Annotated in this window: 15 protein-coding genes and 1 other RNA gene; 6 read left to right on the forward strand and 10 right to left on the reverse strand. The window is 54.9% G+C overall.

The window, feature by feature from the left end; translation table 11 throughout:
* Window positions 1–19 precede the first annotated feature (19 nt).
* On the reverse strand, window positions 20–715 hold the full coding sequence (locus tag ACL7TT_RS07110; RefSeq protein ID WP_413394257.1) for a hypothetical protein: 696 nt from the start codon (window positions 713–715) through the stop codon (window positions 20–22).
* 297 nt (window positions 716–1,012) lie between these two features.
* On the opposite strand from ACL7TT_RS07110, the gene ACL7TT_RS07115 reads away from it, so the two are divergent.
* The 3 genes from ACL7TT_RS07115 (at window position 1,013) to ACL7TT_RS07125 (ending at window position 4,418) form a co-directional block, all read left to right on the forward strand.
* The gene (locus tag ACL7TT_RS07115) at window positions 1,013–1,390 is read left to right on the forward strand and encodes a transposase (protein ID WP_413394259.1); all 378 of its coding nucleotides are present in this window, start codon (window positions 1,013–1,015) and stop codon (window positions 1,388–1,390) included.
* A gap of 191 nt (window positions 1,391–1,581) precedes the next feature.
* Window positions 1,582–2,844 carry a right-handed parallel beta-helix repeat-containing protein gene (locus tag ACL7TT_RS07120; protein WP_413394261.1) on the forward strand — a complete coding sequence of 421 codons (1,263 nt, stop codon included), beginning with the start codon at window positions 1,582–1,584 and terminating at the stop codon, window positions 2,842–2,844.
* Between the two features lie 275 nt (window positions 2,845–3,119).
* The gene (locus tag ACL7TT_RS07125; protein WP_413394262.1) at window positions 3,120–4,418 is read left to right on the forward strand and encodes an aminotransferase class V-fold PLP-dependent enzyme; all 1,299 of its coding nucleotides are present in this window, start codon (window positions 3,120–3,122) and stop codon (window positions 4,416–4,418) included.
* A 317-nt stretch (window positions 4,419–4,735) separates the two neighbouring features.
* Here the strand turns inward: ACL7TT_RS07125 and ACL7TT_RS07130 are convergent, their stop codons facing one another.
* Both ACL7TT_RS07130 and ACL7TT_RS07135 read right to left on the reverse strand, forming a co-directional pair.
* The gene (locus ACL7TT_RS07130; protein WP_413394263.1) at window positions 4,736–4,969 is read right to left on the reverse strand and encodes a hypothetical protein; all 234 of its coding nucleotides are present in this window, start codon (window positions 4,967–4,969) and stop codon (window positions 4,736–4,738) included.
* A 32-nt stretch (window positions 4,970–5,001) separates the two neighbouring features.
* Window positions 5,002–8,703, reverse strand: a complete 3,702-nt coding sequence (locus ACL7TT_RS07135) for a S8 family peptidase (RefSeq protein ID WP_413394264.1) — start codon at window positions 8,701–8,703, stop codon at window positions 5,002–5,004.
* 194 nt (window positions 8,704–8,897) lie between these two features.
* Between ACL7TT_RS07135 and ACL7TT_RS07140 the strand changes: the two genes are divergently transcribed.
* Window positions 8,898–9,053: a SymE family type I addiction module toxin gene (locus ACL7TT_RS07140; protein WP_413394265.1), complete on the forward strand. Its 156-nt coding sequence runs from the start codon at window positions 8,898–8,900 to the stop codon at window positions 9,051–9,053.
* A 105-nt stretch (window positions 9,054–9,158) separates the two neighbouring features.
* Here the strand turns inward: ACL7TT_RS07140 and ACL7TT_RS07145 are convergent, their stop codons facing one another.
* The 7 genes from ACL7TT_RS07145 to ACL7TT_RS07175 form a co-directional block, all read right to left on the reverse strand.
* Window positions 9,159–9,623, reverse strand: a complete 465-nt coding sequence (locus tag ACL7TT_RS07145; RefSeq protein ID WP_413394267.1) for a hypothetical protein — start codon at window positions 9,621–9,623, stop codon at window positions 9,159–9,161.
* 11 nt (window positions 9,624–9,634) lie between these two features.
* Complete coding sequence (locus ACL7TT_RS07150; RefSeq protein ID WP_413394269.1) at window positions 9,635–10,180, reverse strand: hypothetical protein; 546 nt, start codon at window positions 10,178–10,180, stop codon at window positions 9,635–9,637.
* Window positions 10,181–10,410: 230 nt separating this feature from the next.
* Window positions 10,411–11,037, reverse strand: a complete 627-nt coding sequence (locus ACL7TT_RS07155; RefSeq protein ID WP_413394271.1) for a tyrosine-type recombinase/integrase — start codon at window positions 11,035–11,037, stop codon at window positions 10,411–10,413.
* 322 nt (window positions 11,038–11,359) lie between these two features.
* Window positions 11,360–11,714, reverse strand: a transfer-messenger RNA (tmRNA) gene (gene ssrA, locus ACL7TT_RS07160).
* A 155-nt stretch (window positions 11,715–11,869) separates the two neighbouring features.
* A complete protein-coding gene (locus ACL7TT_RS07165; protein ID WP_413394273.1) occupies window positions 11,870–13,216 on the reverse strand; it encodes a sodium-dependent transporter in 1,347 nt (448 codons plus the stop codon).
* 73 nt (window positions 13,217–13,289) lie between these two features.
* Window positions 13,290–13,769: an SsrA-binding protein SmpB gene (smpB, locus tag ACL7TT_RS07170; RefSeq protein ID WP_299941818.1), complete on the reverse strand. Its 480-nt coding sequence runs from the start codon at window positions 13,767–13,769 to the stop codon at window positions 13,290–13,292.
* 15 nt (window positions 13,770–13,784) lie between these two features.
* Window positions 13,785–15,203 carry a sodium-dependent transporter gene (locus ACL7TT_RS07175; protein WP_413394276.1) on the reverse strand — a complete coding sequence of 473 codons (1,419 nt, stop codon included), beginning with the start codon at window positions 15,201–15,203 and terminating at the stop codon, window positions 13,785–13,787.
* A gap of 193 nt (window positions 15,204–15,396) precedes the next feature.
* Here ACL7TT_RS07175 and ACL7TT_RS07180 point away from each other — a divergent pair, with 193 nt between their 5' ends.
* Complete coding sequence (locus ACL7TT_RS07180; RefSeq protein WP_299941812.1) at window positions 15,397–15,837, forward strand: type II toxin-antitoxin system RatA family toxin; 441 nt, start codon at window positions 15,397–15,399, stop codon at window positions 15,835–15,837.
* Complete coding sequence (locus ACL7TT_RS07185) at window positions 15,834–16,163, forward strand: RnfH family protein (protein WP_299941809.1); 330 nt, start codon at window positions 15,834–15,836, stop codon at window positions 16,161–16,163. The genes ACL7TT_RS07180 and ACL7TT_RS07185 overlap by 4 nt, the downstream gene beginning before the upstream one ends.
* Window positions 16,164–16,169: the final 6 nt, after the last annotated feature.

The raw sequence follows: 16,169 nt of genomic DNA on the forward strand, positions 1-16,169 counted from the left end.
AACAGTACAGAGGACATCATTATTGTCGCTGCACTACGGCAGAGGCATTGGCAAGGAAAGCGTCGATACTCGCTTCATAGGCCGCTTCATCTAAACCAAAGTTGAATGCGATGTAGTAGCTCTCAGATGTGCCATAAATTTGATTGCTGCCCGTGCTGTCAAAGCCCAACAACTGCATTTCAATCAGGTAAGCACCCATCGCTGCATCCGGGTTGATCTCATAATCGATATGTGAATGGAAACCACCCACAGCATCTGCAACACCGACAAAACCAGAGCTGCCAGCGGCTACGCCTGCGGAACTAAATACGGTCTCTGCACCAAAAACATCGACCACAGTCACTTGGTCAGCTGTCGTCGTCGTCCAGGCACTACCGTCCCAGAACTGCAATGTAGCAACACCCGAGAAACCGATGAAATCGCCGGGGTTCAACACATCAGTCTCTTCATGGGAGGCGTACCCCGGATCGTCTGTGGCAAAGGGGCCCAGACCGAAATCGAAGAAGTCGGCTTCAAACAACAATACCTCTCCACCGCTGGTAAGGACACCCCCTTCGGGGGCCTCGCCTTTACCTGATTCGTGCATATGCCCTTCAAGCTCGATAACAATCTGACCGTTGTCAACGTCAAATGTAACATCGCTGTGTTGCGCGTGGGACTGAACAGCCAGGGCACCCAACACGCCCGCGGCAATCCATTTCAAGATACTCTGCATGGATGATCTCCTTATCTTTTATTTATAAGTTATTCGATAATTTATGAATTATTCGAGCAGCAAAACGTCGTATTTTCACAAACGATAACCCGGACAACACTGCTCAGATACGATCAGAGAAGATACCCTTGCAGAATTGCCCAAGCGCCAAAACACGTATAGTATATCATATCATTTTTTGAGTGCCATCACTTGTTAAGTGACATTTAAGTGTGTCTATAAACACAGGCATCTCATTGATCTGAAAAGAATTCCATCATAGCTCGCAACAAGGTACAGCTTCAGAAAGGCATTAAAATGATGAAATTTCTCACCGCCATCTCAGATGGCCTCGCGTACTTCCAGGCCGTTACCAGGGCAAACTGCACACGCAATCCGATTGTCTGTGGTGGTGGCCGCGCTTGCGTTGGAGGGCCTGAGCTTGATCAGGTGAATACAGTACCCGACAATTCAACGGGTGCCTTGCGCAGCACCTATCACCATGCAATCCGCCCTGAATATGCGCGGCGCTATTTGGTGGAATTCCAGTATAGATTCAAGCGCAGATTCGATCTTTGCGCATTCATTCCCCGGCTCACCTATGTGTCTCTCTGCACGCCACCAATGCCGGAAAGATTGCTGAAACCTGGCTTAGCCTCGATGGTAATTCGCTATTTTTTACAACGATTCATTTGAGTACTTATAAAATGCCCACTACAAAGACTAAAAGGGTTTTGCTCCCTCTTTCCGTCGCAGCATGCACAGCCATATCGATTATCGCCTGCAGCAGATCCGGGTCCGGCGGGGAGGTCTCTGTTGTAACCCCAGACACCCAGGCACCACCGCCCCCAAACACTCAAACCTACGAAGTCGATGGCAGCCAAGCCTTGCAGGATGCGCTACAAAAGGTGCAGGCAGGCGATACCATCATTATCAGAGGCGGTCGCCAATACAGAACTAACTATCGCTTCCCCGGTGAAACCATACGAGGATTTACACTGGCCAACAGCGGAACAGCAGACGCCCCGATCCGCATTGCTGGTGATACAAGTAACGACACCTCTGCACCGGTTATTGACCAGGGCATTACCTCGACCGACGAAGACAGCGTGGTTGGCATTTACCTTTTGTGCGCCAGCCATGTTGTTATTGAAAACCTTGAGATCAAAAATGTACACTCTTCTGGGGTTTCATCATCGCTCGGCGACTGTGAATCCAACGGTATCAAGATCCGCAACACCCATATCCACCATGTATATGGTGACAGAAATGTTGGCGGTATAAGGTTGTCACGTGCCAGCCAGGTGGAGATCAGCAACAATTTAATCCACGACATCTACCAGAGCGATAGGGAAAGTAACACTCCCATCGTGACCGCAGACAGCGGTGACATCACGGAGATAGCCATCAGGCAGAACCACTTCTCCAATTCCGACACCGGTGTTCGACTCCAGACTCAAAATGATAAACAACTGTCAGATATCATTATTCAAGACAATCACTTCGAACTGCTCGACAAGGCAGTTGTCGGAACAACTAATTCACTGAATGGTGCCCCCTACGCAGACAGCAAGATAAGCGAACTGCAAATTCAGGGCAATTTATTCCTTGAAACAGCCAGTGCTATTGACCTGGACATGGGAAACACCAGAGAGCAATCGCAAGATCTCAGTGTTGTCAACAATACCTTTCACGATATCGAACGTATTGCAGTAAACCTCTCGGGCATGACTGACGTTACCATTTACAATAATATTTTCAGCCATGTTGAACGAGACCTCCTGATTACCCGGGCTTCCAGCCAACTGGGTATTTCAACTAATATCAGTGAGATGGATTACAACCTTTTCTGGCACACAGACTACACTGCCTCAACGGGCCCCGAATGGCTACTGGACCTTGGAGGCGAAAATCCTCAAACGTTTAATAGCTTTAGCGATTGGACGAGTGCTTTCACCGACACGCTTCATACACATTTGCAATCTGATCCTGACCAGGTCTCGCAGTTTGTTGATCCTCTGTTTTCCGATCCAGAAAATGTGGACTTCACTCCACAGGGTAGATTTGCAATAAATGGTGGGCATCACGGAGAGACTTTGGGAGCATTCACAGACGAAAAGCGGCCAGGGCTAAGCAACGAAACTCCATAGCCACTGAGTGGCGACCTATTCCTTCGCTACAATAACAGCGCACGCGAGGTTCTTCCCAGCCTTACAAGTGGTAGTTCAGTAAAAATTTTTTGAGTAGCGTGTAACGTTTTACTTTGTGGCCGTAGAATTTCCCAAGTGATTGGTCATAAGATTCCGACCTGAGCTGAATTAGCTACAATAGCGTTCAAATTGAGCATTGCTGCTGAACGTTTGGCATTCCGATCCCTGTGGTCTATGTTGAAGGTTTATGGAATGCGTTCTGGGGGGGCACAACCGTGAAGAGAAGGGAGTTTCTGCAGAGGGCGGGGCTGGCTATTGGCGCCGTCACACTGAACGGCACCGGCGCAGCCCAAGCTGCCCCAACGAGCATCGGTGCTGCCGCGACAAATTGGAACGCATTTCGAGACTTATTTCCACTGACCCGTGACTATATACAGTTGGCAACATTTCTGCTGGCTTCGCACCCGCGCCCGGTTGCCGAGGCGATCGAAACGCATCGTAGGGCCTTCGATGAGAACCCTGCCGACTATTGGCACCGCCACTACAAGACCATCGATAGCAAGATCACCGGCAGCGCGGCGCGCTACATGGGCGGCATCGGCAGTCACATCGCGCTCACCGACAGTACCACCATGGGCCTGGCCATGGTTTACAGTGGGCTGCAGCTCGCCCCCGGTACGGAGGTACTGCAAACCACCCACGACCATTATTCCACCGACTTATCGCTGCAGCTGCGCGCCAAGCGTACTGGGGCCAGCGTTCGTCAGATCTCGTTGTACGACGATCCGGCCCTGGTGTCGGTGGACGGCGTCTGCAGCCGATTGCACGATGCCATTAAATCCGAGACCCGGGTCTTCGCCTGCACTTGGGTGCACTCCTCTACCGGCGTCAAGCTGCCGATCAAGGCCATGTCCACCGTCATCGACGAGATCAATTTCAAACGCGACAAGGAGGACCAGATTCTGTTCTGCGTGGACGGCGTGCACGGATTCGGCGTCGAAGATCAAGATGTCAGCCAGCTGGGTTGCGACTTCTTTATGGCCGGCACCCATAAGTGGATCTTCGGCCCGCGCGGCACTGGCGTCATCTGGGGCAACGAGCGCGCCTGGTCTATGGCTCGCCCCGTCATTCCCAGCTTTAGCGAGAGCTACAGCGTCTGGCTGGGCCAGACCACGCCGGATAAGGTGCCGGTAGGTCAGCACATGACCCCGGGCGGCTTCCATTCATTCGAGAGCCGCTGGGCTTTGCCCGCGGCCTTCGACCTGCACCTCGCCGTGGGCAAGGCGCGGGTGCAGGAGCGTATCCACGATCTGAATACGCAGACCAAGCAGGGACTTGCCGAGCTGGACCACGTCAAGCTCTACACGCCGATATCACCGGAACTGTCATCCGGCCTGGTATGCTTCGATGTTGAGGGCGTGCCCCAGGTGGAGGTTGTCAAACGCTTGCGCGGCAAAGGGATCATTGCCAGCGCTACACCCTACCGTAACTCCTACGCCCGCTTCGCACCGAGCCTGCTCAACACATCTGCAGAGATTGACATGGCCGTGGCTGAGGTAAAGGCGATGGCTTGAAACGCTATAACCGAGTTCAATAGGGTTACCGTGGGATTCTTGTCGCAGCTAGGGTAACCAAGCCTATGATGGGCTTTCAGCCGCTGTCACTCTCGATGAAATTGAAGCAGCACATATGATCCGAAAAGGGCAACTGGGACAGGCTGACATACCAGCCTATCGCCAGTTTATGGCGGCCGCAGGGTAACTGCGCCCAGATCATCGGTGTATTTCGGCCAGACATAAAGTTTGCGACAGAACCCAAAGTGGAGCGCTACAGTTGGTGTTTGCTTGTGGATGGCAAAAAGGCTTTTAGACTTCCTATACCCAAAAGCAATTCATTCGCTCAGCGTAATTTCTGCACCCTTCCCAGGCAATCCGGATACCGGCAGCGAATCACCGCTGTCTTTTCGGCGAATATCCACGGCGGTAATACTGCTGGAGAAGGTTTTGGGTACGGAATCGCCAGGCGGCGGGTTTATCGGGCTGTCCGAGCCACCGCTACCGCTACCGCCACCGCCGCCACAAGCACTCAGAGCCAGCAGCAGAGCGGGGACCGCAGATTTAAGCATGAAGTTTTTCCCGTTCATCAGTTTGCGCTCCTTCATTGCACAAAGTCGTAAGTGACGATGAAATGGCCCTCGCCAGATTCCAGCGCCAGCGGTCCCGGCATGTCGAGTTGGAAAGTCAGGTCGCTGTTATCTGTTTGAAATCCACTGCTGGCAAGTAGGGTGTCGCCCTCATCCAGGTTTCCGTCGCTGTTGTTGTCCAGGTAGAGTGTTGCCAGGGCGATATCCAATCCGTCGTCCCCGCTGCCGGATGCTTGCAAGGTCAGGGTGTTGAGCTCCGAATCTACGTCCGTCTCCAGGCTAAATACCTGCACCACCACATCCTCCTCGCCGGGACTCGCCTCGCGATCGCCCGCAGTACCCGAATTGAACTTCACGCCTGAACTCGATGCCTGCCGGAAGCGGGGGTTAAAGGGTTGGGCATCTTCGCTGTCCACCGCGCCGTCATTATCGGTATCCACTACCGTTGCCGCATTCAAGCCCAGCACGAAGGCGCCGCGAATCGTGTTCTGCACACTGTTGCCGGCACTGTCTGTGGCAACAATGCGCAGGTCGGCGACGGCAGATTCCGACACTTCGGGCACCAGGGCAAGGTAGCGACCGTCCACCGGTGCGGTCTCCAGCGACAACCAGTCACCCCCGTCCAGCGCCAGTTCGGTGGTCACGGAGTCGAGTGGCAACTGGCTTTCGAGGGACAAAAACAGCTTGGCGTTGCGGCGCGCATAGTGGGAAATCACGCCGTCGTCCAGCAATTCCAGCATAGCGATACGCGGCGCGGCGACACCGTCCAGATTGTTGAGCTGTACCCGGGCGCTGGAGGTGTAATCATCTTCACCGAGAGACGTGGTGTACTCGAAATCCATCTGCACCGAGGTGCATTCGCTGCCGGCGAAGAACAGGAACTCTGGAATAAAGTCGCCGCTGCTCAATTCACTATCGCCGGGCAGGCACAGGGCGCGGTATCTCGTCTCCCGGCTGTAGCCGTTGCCCCAGCTGTCCATTATCAAGGAAGAAGAAGTGGAGCCCCCGTCGCTGGGAAGCAAGCGATAAAAACCGCTGTCATTGCGCAGGCCCCCGGCAAAATACCTGGGACCCTGGCCCATAAGCATGATTCCACTGGACCGCTCCAGTATTACCTCGGGGATAGTGAAGTCCTCATCGCTACGCCGCAGCTTGCGGTAGACCGTGCGGCCGACGGAAATTTCGTTGCTGTCGGTTCTCACGGTCCAATCTTCCCGTAGGGGGACATTTAAATTCAAAAATGTGGGCCAAGCGGTGATATCCTCCTCGTGCCCATGCAGGGTAAGCAGTGACGATTTGTGGGTCAACTCGCTCGGTATCGTCCTCCAGTTGCTAACGGACTCGTACATTTTGAGCCCCCAACCCACGGCATAACCCTCCCGATTCCAGAACGGATTGCTGATCAGCAATTGCGTACTGCCGGGATTGCTGAGATCGAAGTGCAGATCTTCAGCCATGCCCTGTTGGCCGTGCTTAACCGTATACAGCTTGCGGTCCTGCGGGTGTGCGCTCCCTTCCTCCGCCAGGCCCATATAGTTGACATGGAAGTTATCAGACAGGTTGCGCAGGGTTCTCATCGGCGTATCCCCACCGTAACCTAGGCTCAAGGCTCCGGGCATTTCAGGGTGGGTCAGCTCAAGTACCTGTTCCATAAACTGGAGCGTCTTGCCGCTTTCTGTTTGCAGAGGGGGAATACCAGCCCCCCGAACTCTTGCAGGCACTACCAATTCACCATCGGACGTGTGCCGGTTTTCAAACGCATGCCAAACGTCATACCGCTCTCCAGCAGCGAAAACGTCCGTACTGACAGCAAGGACGTCCGTACTGAACAGAATATTGATCGGCTCGTCACGCACCGCCATATGCAGGACCGGTTCAGCACTTTCGAAATGGGAGAGCTGCCTCCAGGCAGACCAGCTCTCATTGAACAAAAATGCGGAATAGGACCAGAATTCCCCCGGCGCCTCGGATTCACGCATGGCCAGCACCTCCGCGCGATGGAAGGCTACTGGCAGGCGCACCCGCTCTTCGCCGGATAAATATTCAAGCGCCGAATCGTGGGCGAGTTCCAGCGGTTCGCGGTAGGGCACCCGACCGTGATCGACATTCAGATCGACAAGCTGGGCTCTGCTCGCACCCGCTTCCAACTCGAACTGGTCGGTGGAAAGATCCAAGTCGGCGCCGGCAGGGAAAGTACCCTCGTCCGCAACTGAGAATTCGGCGGGAGCGCCCAGGTTTTTCACCGTCACCTGCAGGGATCTTCGACTGTGAGCGCCCTGTCCGAAGTGCCCCGCATACAGGGTCGGCGGGCTGACCAGAAAACGCGCGCTCGCGGCCGCGAAGGCATCCAACTGCCCGTTGCCCACCTCGGCCAGTTGGCCAGCTACCTGCGCGGCACGGTTGACCAGCAGCGCCTTGATCTCGGCGCTGGTCAGTTGCGGGTGCAGCTGGCGCAGCAGCGCCGCGGCGCCTGCCACATGGGGCGCGGCAAAAGAAGTACCGTCTTCAGTGCGGAGGCCGCCGCCCAGGTTGGCACTGGTGATAGCCACGCCTGGCGCGAGCATCTCCGGCTTGACGCTGTTGCTGCTCAGGTCCAGGCTAATGCCGAACATGCCGCGCGAACTGAAGTCCGCCAGGTGGCCCACCCCATCCACCGCGCCCACGGTGACGATTTCCTCTGCGGAACCGGGACTGCCAATGGAGTTGAGAAAGGGACCGTCGTTGCCGGCGGCGGCGACCACCACGACACCGGCGCGCATGGCATTGTTGGCGGCGTCGGACATAACCGAGTTGTTTCCACCCACGCCGCCCAGGCTAAGATTGATTACGTCCACCGCGTCGTCCGTTTGCGGATTTCCGTCCGGGTCCAGCGCGGCCTCGATGGCGGCGATGACGTCGCTCCCGCTGCCAATGCCATCGCTATTCAGCGCCTTGTAGGCGTAGAGCTTGGCAGCGGGCGCCACCGCCGCAGCCACGCCGGCCACCATGGTGCCGTGGAAGTGGTCGTCCATGGGATCACTATCGTCGTTCACGAAATCGTAGCCACCGGCCACACGACAGCCGCTGCCCAAACAGCCGCCCAGGTCTTCGTGGGTGTAATCGATACCGGAATCGATAATGGCGATGCTGGTCCCTTGCCCTTGGACGGCCCTGCTTTGCGCATCGCGCATTGCCCACACCTCGGGCGCGCGTACCTGCTGCGGACTGCCGGTCTGAAAAGCGCGCACCTGCCGGTCCCGCGTTACCGCGCGCACCTCCGGCATGGCGGCGATAGCGGGCAGCTGATCCACCCTGGCGGTTGCGCTGATGGCGTTGATTGCACGGGTAAAGCGGTGGCTATGGCTCGCGATCAGTTTGCGCTGTTGAAGTTTGGCGACCATTTGCCGCTGGCGCAGGCCCAACTCCTGCTGCCGGGCGGCGAAAGCGCGCATATCCCGCCGTGTGCCGATAGCGCCCGATGCCCGCAAGCCAGCCTGCTCCGCAGCGGAGGGCCCGCGCAGTTCGATGATAATGCGCACCTCTTCATTCGGGCGATATCTGATCACCTCCGGCCAGGCTTGCCTGTTGCGCTGCGCCTGAGACGCGTCTTCGCGGGACACGCTCAACTGCAGAGAACGAGACTCTGAGGCTTTTTCCCCCGGGTCCGCTGCCGCGGGTTGCAGTAATGCAACCAAGGTGGTCGCTGCCAGATACTGCAGCATCGGTTTTACGCGCATAGTGAACGCCCTGTTTAAGTATTTATTCTTTCTTTGAAAGGGACCGACTACCGCCAAACCCCAACTACTTTGAGAAATAAAAGGGTAACAGTTCTCAGGAAGAAAGTAAGGCTTGCCCGATAACATTCCATTGCACTGCTATCGTACCTGTATTAGCTGTCATATGACCCGTGGATTCTGCCGCAAATTTTCCCATGCTCGCTGATGCCTCTACTTCTCAGTTAGCTGCCAGCCGCTCCGTGCCGTGGATTCAGATGAAAGGCCATTGGCTGCGCCAGGCAGGTTTTGAGATCAATACGTCGGTGAAGGTCAGAGTGATGGCGGGGTGTTTGGTGCTGACTGTTGAATGAGCCTGCTAAAAATAAATCCCGACAGAAGAGTCTGTCGGGATTTTGAATTTATAGTATCAAGTAAGAAGAGGAAGCTGAGAATCTTATCAATTGGGCCAACAAAAGTTAGCCCTTCACTATATTTCCAGAAATCAGTCTTACTTGGTCTGATTTTTCACTATATTCTATAAATTCTTGAACAGTCTCAGGGGGAGGCATCTCAAAACTAACATAACCAAATTCACCGCCAACTAAATTGGAGAGCTTATTAAGCCAAGCCTCCCTATGATCATCTTCAACAGCAATACCAACGATTAACCCTCCATCCACAGTATAGAAAACCATCGCATTTTTAACTTTAGCGTTATCAGTAGAATCCCAATACAGAGAGTATGACTCATCTTCATTGCTATCCAATACAGCCATTAGTTCAGCAACGTCACTATAGACATGCTCTGGTTGATCAACGTATTCTGGATACGGGTATTCTTCAGCTGAAGCCTCCCTATTGGGAAGAAATTTATCCAGGAATTCGAAAACCAACTTTTTGGATCTATTTTTACAAAGGATATAAATTTCTATGATTTCCATTGCAGCCCCCCTTATCTTGCTTTTCCTGCACTAACAAATTGGCCACTCATCGTTTCATAATAGTAATATTTAGTACCCTGAATATTTGATTCGAAATAATTGACCCGCACTGATCTTCCATTAAAAGGTTTTATTCTAGTTCCTAAGTGGGTTCCAGTTTCACGAATATGTCCAACAACGCTATTGAATTGTCCTCTTAATGCTTCTGCATTTCCTTGCTTCCATTTTGGAAGCCCTAACTCAGTTCCATGCCGTGAGTAAGAGTGTTGAAATGCCCTACGTTGAGCCTTTGTCATATCAGCCCAGGGAACTGTATGGCCGATACGTAAATGGCCAAGAGCCCTTGGGGCCGTAGCTACTGGATTTCTAGATATAAGACTCACTCCGAGTAAAACAGCCGGAGCTAAGTCATAACCCAACTGGGCTTCATTGGACTGCGGTGGAGCAAAAGGAGATTGGTAGCCACCGAAAGCCTCTCCAAAGCTCGAAGCCTCTCCCGGCAATGGATCAATAAGAGGAGTTTGATACAGTGGGGCTTCTGAAATCGAGGCACCCAATAAATCAACAATGCCTTTTCCTAGGCCACTTAAGATTCCATCAGTTTCATTACTCTGGCCAGAAGAGTTGTTCCGACGCGGGCCCGCCGTTATTTCCGCTACAACCCCAATGCAATCAACAAGTTAAAGAGCGTTTGCGCCAAGGCGCGTATAGATTATCAGGTTACAACCCCCAAGGCACTTTTTCGCTTAACATTGGTGAACCTTGAGCGCGGCGGTGGATGGTGCCCTCAGTCGTCGTCGCCTTCTCTCTCCAGGTCCAGGGCTTCCAACAGTTCGATCCGCTCGCCTTCCCGCTGGTCCCATTTCGCCGGATGGGTGGCCCGGTGCACTTCCCGCAACTTTTCAATGCTGACCTGGGTATAAATCTGTGTGGTCGATATTTTGGCGTGGCCAAGCATGGTCTGGATGTAGCGGATGTCGGCGCCGTTATCGAGCATGTGGGTAGCCATGGCGTGGCGGAACAGGTGACAGGCACCGCTCTTGTTCAGGCCCGCCTGGCGCAGGTACTTTCTGACCAGGACGGTGAGGGTGTTGATCGGCCAGGGTTGGCCCTGGTCGGTGAGGAACAGGTAACAACTGTCTTTGCCGCTGACCAGTTCCGGGCGCACTTGGCGCCGGTAGCGTTCGGCCCAGTGCAGGACTCGCTCGCCCACCGGCAAGAGTCGGTCCTTTCTGCCTTTGCCTTCGCGCACCAGCAGGGTTTTGCGGCCGGGGTTGAGGTCGTAGACGCTGAGATTGGCCATTTCCATACGGCGGATGCCGGTGCCATAAAACAGTTCGAGCATGGCCCTGTCGCGGAGGCCGCTGGGGTCGTCGGTGTCGGGAGTGGTCAGAACCTGCTCCACTTCATCCACGCTGAGCACCACCCGCGGCAGACCTGGCGCTTGGCCCCGGTGGGAGTGACTTCGATGGTCAGCCCTTTTTCATCGGACTCGATGTACTTCTTTTCGCGGGGCTTGAGGGCGCGGCCCTTAGTGTTAGACAGCGGCATAGCTCACCTTCCATAGAATTTGGACGGGTTGGACGGTCGCACTGCAATCAACCCGTTCAATAACCCGTCCACTTGAGGCTGGATTTGGACGGGTTAGCTTAGATCAACTGGGATTGGTCAGATAAGCAAAAGCCCCGGAAACTCAACGTTTGCGGGGCTTTTGTGGGCTGTCTGAGACAGCGATTTGGTGGAGATGGCGGGAGTCGAACCCGCGTCCGTCAGCACTCTGCCAGAGGCTCTACATGCTTAGCTCCGTCTATTGATTTAGCCCGCTACAGCCCGGCGGTCAGGACGTAGAAGGCGAGCCTGAGAAGTTTTTAACCGATCCCCGACAGGCGCGGCTCACAGCGATCCAGTTCTGTATTACAGCCTGCAGCGCGATACTGGAACCTTGCAGCAGACTGCTAGCGGGCTTAAGCCGCTAGAGCGTAGTTGTCGTCGTTGGCAACTAGTAAAGTACAGCTTTGGATTAACGTGATTGGCTGCCATCACGGCATGCACCCAAGGTTTCGTCACCGGCGTCGAATCCAAGTCATCCCCGATCAGAAACACTCTCGTGTCGTGCGAGTATACCTCAATTGGCGGCCCGGCAATACACCGGATTGGCCCGGCAGTCAGGCCGGTCGCTGTTCAGACAAGAGAAACCTGTGGGAAAGGCCCCGGCGGAGGCGCCGGGAGCGGGTGGTTGGGATTTCCTATATGACCGAATGTACGAAGGCGGTCAGGATCAGTAGTGGGCAGACAATGCGTACATACCAGGGCCAGATCTTCCAAAACAGAGTCTTTTCAATGTCTGGGTGACCTTTCTTTAACTCGGCGAGCAATTGGTCGCGACGCCAGACCCAGCCGGCAAAGATACACAGGGCGATGCCGAGCAGCGGTTGCCCGTATTCGGTACTAATGCTAACCGCCAGTCCAAACAGGGTATCGAAGTGGGTGATGATGATCGTGCTGATGCCGAAGATGATCAGGCCCACCACGGGGGTGGCGATGCGCCGCGGAATGCCCAGATTTTCAATGGAGAATGCCACCGGCACCTCCAGCATGGAAATCGAGGAGGTCAGAGAGGCGATGACCATCAGGGCAAAAAAAGTGATGGCCACAACGATACCGGCTTCCCCCATGGTGTCGAACAGCGCAGGCAGCACCTGTAAAATGAGATCGGGTCCGGCGACCAGTTCTCCGCTGGCAGAGAAAATCTGTGAGCCGGCTTCCTGGGCAACGTACATAGCCGGCAAAATCAGCAGGCCGGCGGTAAAGGCGATACCCACGTCGATCAGCGTCACCAGCGCACCCAGGCGCGGCAGGCTCTCTTGCTGGCTCAGGTAGGAGCCGTAGATCAGCATAGTGCCCACCCCCAGCGACAGGGAAAAGAAGGCCTGACCCAAAGCGGAGATCAGCAGTTTGGGCGTGAAATGGCTGAAGTCCGGCATCAGGTATACCTCAAGGCCGGAAAGGGCGCCGGGCTGGGTGAGCACATAGCCAATCAACAGCAGCAGAAGAATGATCAGTGCGGGCATCAGCAGGGTGGACCAGCGCTCAATCCCTTTTTCTACACCGCTGGCGATAATCAGCATGGTAAGGCCGCTGAAAATGGCGGTGAAGAGCAGATTGCGCTCGGTGCTACTGCCAGTCAGCCACTGCGCGGCATCCTGAGCGCCGAACAGTGTGGCAAAGGGTTCGGCCAGATGCGCTACCATCCAGCCCGCTACGATGGCGTAAAAGCTCAGAATCAGCGAGGCTACCAGAATGCCGCCGAAGCCGGTGAGACCGCCGAAGAAACGGCTGATTGGTCCATTGGAGATGGCGCGCAGGGCCTGCACCATATTGCGGCGCGCGTAGCGGCCTATGGTAAGCTCGGCCATCAGGGCAGGGTAGGCGAGTGCAAAGGCCAGGAACAGATAGACCACCACAAAGGCGGCGCCGCCATTGCTGGCGGCTTTGGTAGGGAAGCCCCAGATATTGCCAAGGCCCACGGCGGACCCCGCCGCGGCCATCAAAAAGCCAATATTCGAACTGAATTGTCCTCGCGGTGCACTCATGATAAATCCTGTCATTATTCTTCTGGTACTACCCTGGTAACCTATTTGGATACCGGGGTATTAATACGGCACACTACTTGTGCGTTGCGCGCATCAGGCGCTGTTTCTCGCGGTTCCAGTCGCGCTTTTTCTCGGTTTCGCGTTTGTCGTGCGTCGCCTTGCCCTTGGCCAGGGCAATTTCGCATTTGATCAGGTGCCCTTTCCAATACAGCGCGGTGGCCACCACCGTGTGGCCTTTCTGCTCCACTGCAATGATCAGTTTGGACAGCTCTCGCTTGGTGAGCAGCAGGCGTCGGGTGCGGTCGGGCTCAGTGACAAAATGGGTGGATGCACTGGGCAGCGGCTGTATGCGCGCACCCAGTAGCCAGGCTTCGCCATTTTTAAAAATGACATAGCTGTCCGTCAGCTGGGCCTTGCCCTCGCGACAGCTCTTTACTTCCCATCCCTGCATTTCCACACCCGCCTCAAACTTCTCTTCAATGAAGTAGTCGTGGCGGGCCTTCTTGTTCAGGGCAATGGTATTGGGTCTTTGCGCTTTCTTTTTCTGGGTCATGAAAACTTCGAATGACTAGATAAAACTGTGTCCAAAAAACTTCAGGGCCACGGTGTTGATGAAAATCAGCAACAGTATCAATGGAATAAAGGTGCCCAGGGAGAAGTTGACGTATTTCTGTGAAAAGGAGCCGGCAAAGTTCTCATCGCCTTCCTGCAGTTCTTTGTCAAAGTTTGCCTTCCTCCACTTATAGATCACAAACAGACACACCAGCAGGCCGTTCAGGGGCAAAATGGTGTCGTAAAAGATGATCTCAACCAAATCAAAGAAGGACTTGTTGGTGCCGGCCAGTTGCACAAAATCAGTGGTCCAGTTGACCATGCCAAAGGATACGGCGCAAGCAATTGCCAGTACAAATTGTACCCCGGCAATCAGGTAGATGGCTTTTTTGCGCTCCATGCGCCGCTCGTCACGCAGGGTGGCGATGGGCACTTCGATTATGGAAACCAGTGAGGTGATCGCCGCAACCAGCACCAGGAAGAAGAAGGTTGCAGCCACTGCGCTTGCGCCAACATAGCCGATACCGTCTTGCAGGGCGAGGAAGATCTTGGGTAGGAACTGGAAGATCATGCCTGCGGAGGATTCACTCAGCTCAGAGGGGTCTATTTGTGGATTAAAGTGGAAGATACTCGGTAGTATCAGCAGGCCGGCGGTGAAGGCCACCAGGGTGTCGGTGATGGCCACTGCGCGGGAGGAGCCGGGGATGGAGTCCTGCCGCTTCATGTAGGAGCCGTAGGTGATCATAATACCCATGCCCAGAGAGAGGGAGAAGAAAGCCTGGGCCATGGCTTTGCTGATCACATTGCCGTCGACCTTGCTGAAGTCCGGAACAAGGTAATACTTTAAGCCGAGAGAGGCGTTCTCCAGGCTCAGTACAAAAATCACCAATCCCAGCAGCATGACGAACAACATCGGCATCAGAGTTTTCGCAGCGCGTTCTATCCCGTCCTTGACGCCCATGGCAAGAATGGCGTTGATCACCAGCATAAGGGCCACCAGATAGATAAATATCTGTGGAGTATTGATAAACTGGATAAAGAAATCCGGGGTGGCGAGTTTGTCCAGATTGCCGGTTACCGTTTCAATCAAGTATCCCAGTACCCACACGGTGACCACCAGGTAAAACACCGCGATCATAAATGGCGTGGCCAAGGCCAGCCATCCGGGTATGCGCCAGAGGTGGGAGCCGTTGGAAAGTTCGCGATAGGCGCCAACCGGGTCTTTATCGGAGCGTCGCCCCAAGGCCAACTCCGCCATCATGACCGGCAGACAGATCAGGAAGACGAAAAGAGCGTAGATCAACAGGAAGGCGCCGCCCCCACTTTTGGTGGCGGCTACCGGGAAGGCCACCAGGTTGCCAATGCCTACTGCGGAACCCGCGGCGGCCAGGATAAAACCCAGTCTTGACCCAAAATGCTCTCTTACTGCGGTCATAGTACTCTCACTATTATTCTGTACCCGATACGGCTTGTCTCGTTGTTATCCCGGCTGGTGCCGAGTGCGGCTCGCCGGCAAAAACGCGATTGTTACAGGAATTGCCTTGCTTGAGTAGCGTCGGCTGGCAAAATTAGCGGGTGAATGGCAATCCCAGGCAATTTTGCCAAGTAGACTGGCTTGGATAGCAGGAATGACTGAAATAGAGCGCAGCGCGCTGGTGATGTACAGTGCAGAGCAAATGTTTGATCTGGTCAATGATGTGGCCAGCTACCCGCAGTTTTTACCGGGGTGCCGTGGTGCGGAGGTCTTGCACCGCGATAAAGAAACTCTGGAGGCGCGCCTGGAACTGTCTCGCGCAGGCATTCGGCAGAGTTTTGTCACGCGCAACCGCTTGCAGCGACCGCACAGTATGACCCTGACTCTGGTCGATGGCCCCTTTGAGCAGTTCACCGGGCAGTGGCAGTTTAGTCCGCTGGCTGAAAGTGCCTGCAAGGTGACCTTTTCCCTGGCATTTTCCCTCAAGAGCCGTCTGGTTGCCGCAGCTGTGGGCAAGCTGTTCAGCGATCTGGCCAACCAGATGGTTGCGGTGATGTGTGAGCGAGCTGATACGATATACGGAAAACCGCGATGACAGAAAACAAGACGATTTCAGTGGAAGTGGTTTATGCCTTGCCCCACGAGCAGCGTCTGATGCGTTTACTGGTCAAACGCGGTACTACCGCGCGTGAGGCGCTGATACGCTCGGGGATACCGGAAGAGTATCCGGAGGTGGACCCGAATACCGTCAAAATGGGGATTTATGCCCAGGTGCTGGGCAGCAAGGGCTTGCCGCCGGCGGAGCGCTACGAATTACAGCCCGGTGACCGGGTTGAAGTGTACCGTCCCCTGATCGCCGATCCGAAGGAGGCGCGTAAACAGCGCGCTGAGAAGGCTAGACGCCTGGCCGGGAAGAAATAGAGGGCA

The organism is Microbulbifer jejuensis, assembly GCF_047289955.1.
GTDB lineage: Bacteria > Pseudomonadota > Gammaproteobacteria > Pseudomonadales > Cellvibrionaceae > Microbulbifer.

What these genes read in the sequence shown, in the direction of transcription:
- ACL7TT_RS07110 (WP_413394257.1), bottom strand. Translation starts at nt 715, where the DNA reads ATGCAGAGTATCTTGAAATGGATTGCCGCGGGCGTGTTGGGTGCCCTG.
- ACL7TT_RS07115 (WP_413394259.1), top strand. Translation starts at nt 1,013, where the DNA reads ATGATGAAATTTCTCACCGCCATCTCAGATGGCCTCGCGTACTTCCAG.
- ACL7TT_RS07130 (WP_413394263.1), bottom strand. Translation starts at nt 4,969, where the DNA reads ATGCTTAAATCTGCGGTCCCCGCTCTGCTGCTGGCTCTGAGTGCTTGT.
- ACL7TT_RS07135 (WP_413394264.1), bottom strand. Translation starts at nt 8,703, where the DNA reads ATGCGCGTAAAACCGATGCTGCAGTATCTGGCAGCGACCACCTTGGTT.
- ACL7TT_RS07140 (WP_413394265.1), top strand. Translation starts at nt 8,898, where the DNA reads ATGCTCGCTGATGCCTCTACTTCTCAGTTAGCTGCCAGCCGCTCCGTG.
- ACL7TT_RS07145 (WP_413394267.1), bottom strand. Translation starts at nt 9,623, where the DNA reads ATGGAAATCATAGAAATTTATATCCTTTGTAAAAATAGATCCAAAAAG.
- ACL7TT_RS07165 (WP_413394273.1), bottom strand. Translation starts at nt 13,216, where the DNA reads ATGAGTGCACCGCGAGGACAATTCAGTTCGAATATTGGCTTTTTGATG.
- smpB (WP_299941818.1), bottom strand. Translation starts at nt 13,769, where the DNA reads ATGACCCAGAAAAAGAAAGCGCAAAGACCCAATACCATTGCCCTGAAC.
- ACL7TT_RS07175 (WP_413394276.1), bottom strand. Translation starts at nt 15,203, where the DNA reads ATGACCGCAGTAAGAGAGCATTTTGGGTCAAGACTGGGTTTTATCCTG.
- ACL7TT_RS07180 (WP_299941812.1), top strand. Translation starts at nt 15,397, where the DNA reads ATGACTGAAATAGAGCGCAGCGCGCTGGTGATGTACAGTGCAGAGCAA.
- ACL7TT_RS07185 (WP_299941809.1), top strand. Translation starts at nt 15,834, where the DNA reads ATGACAGAAAACAAGACGATTTCAGTGGAAGTGGTTTATGCCTTGCCC.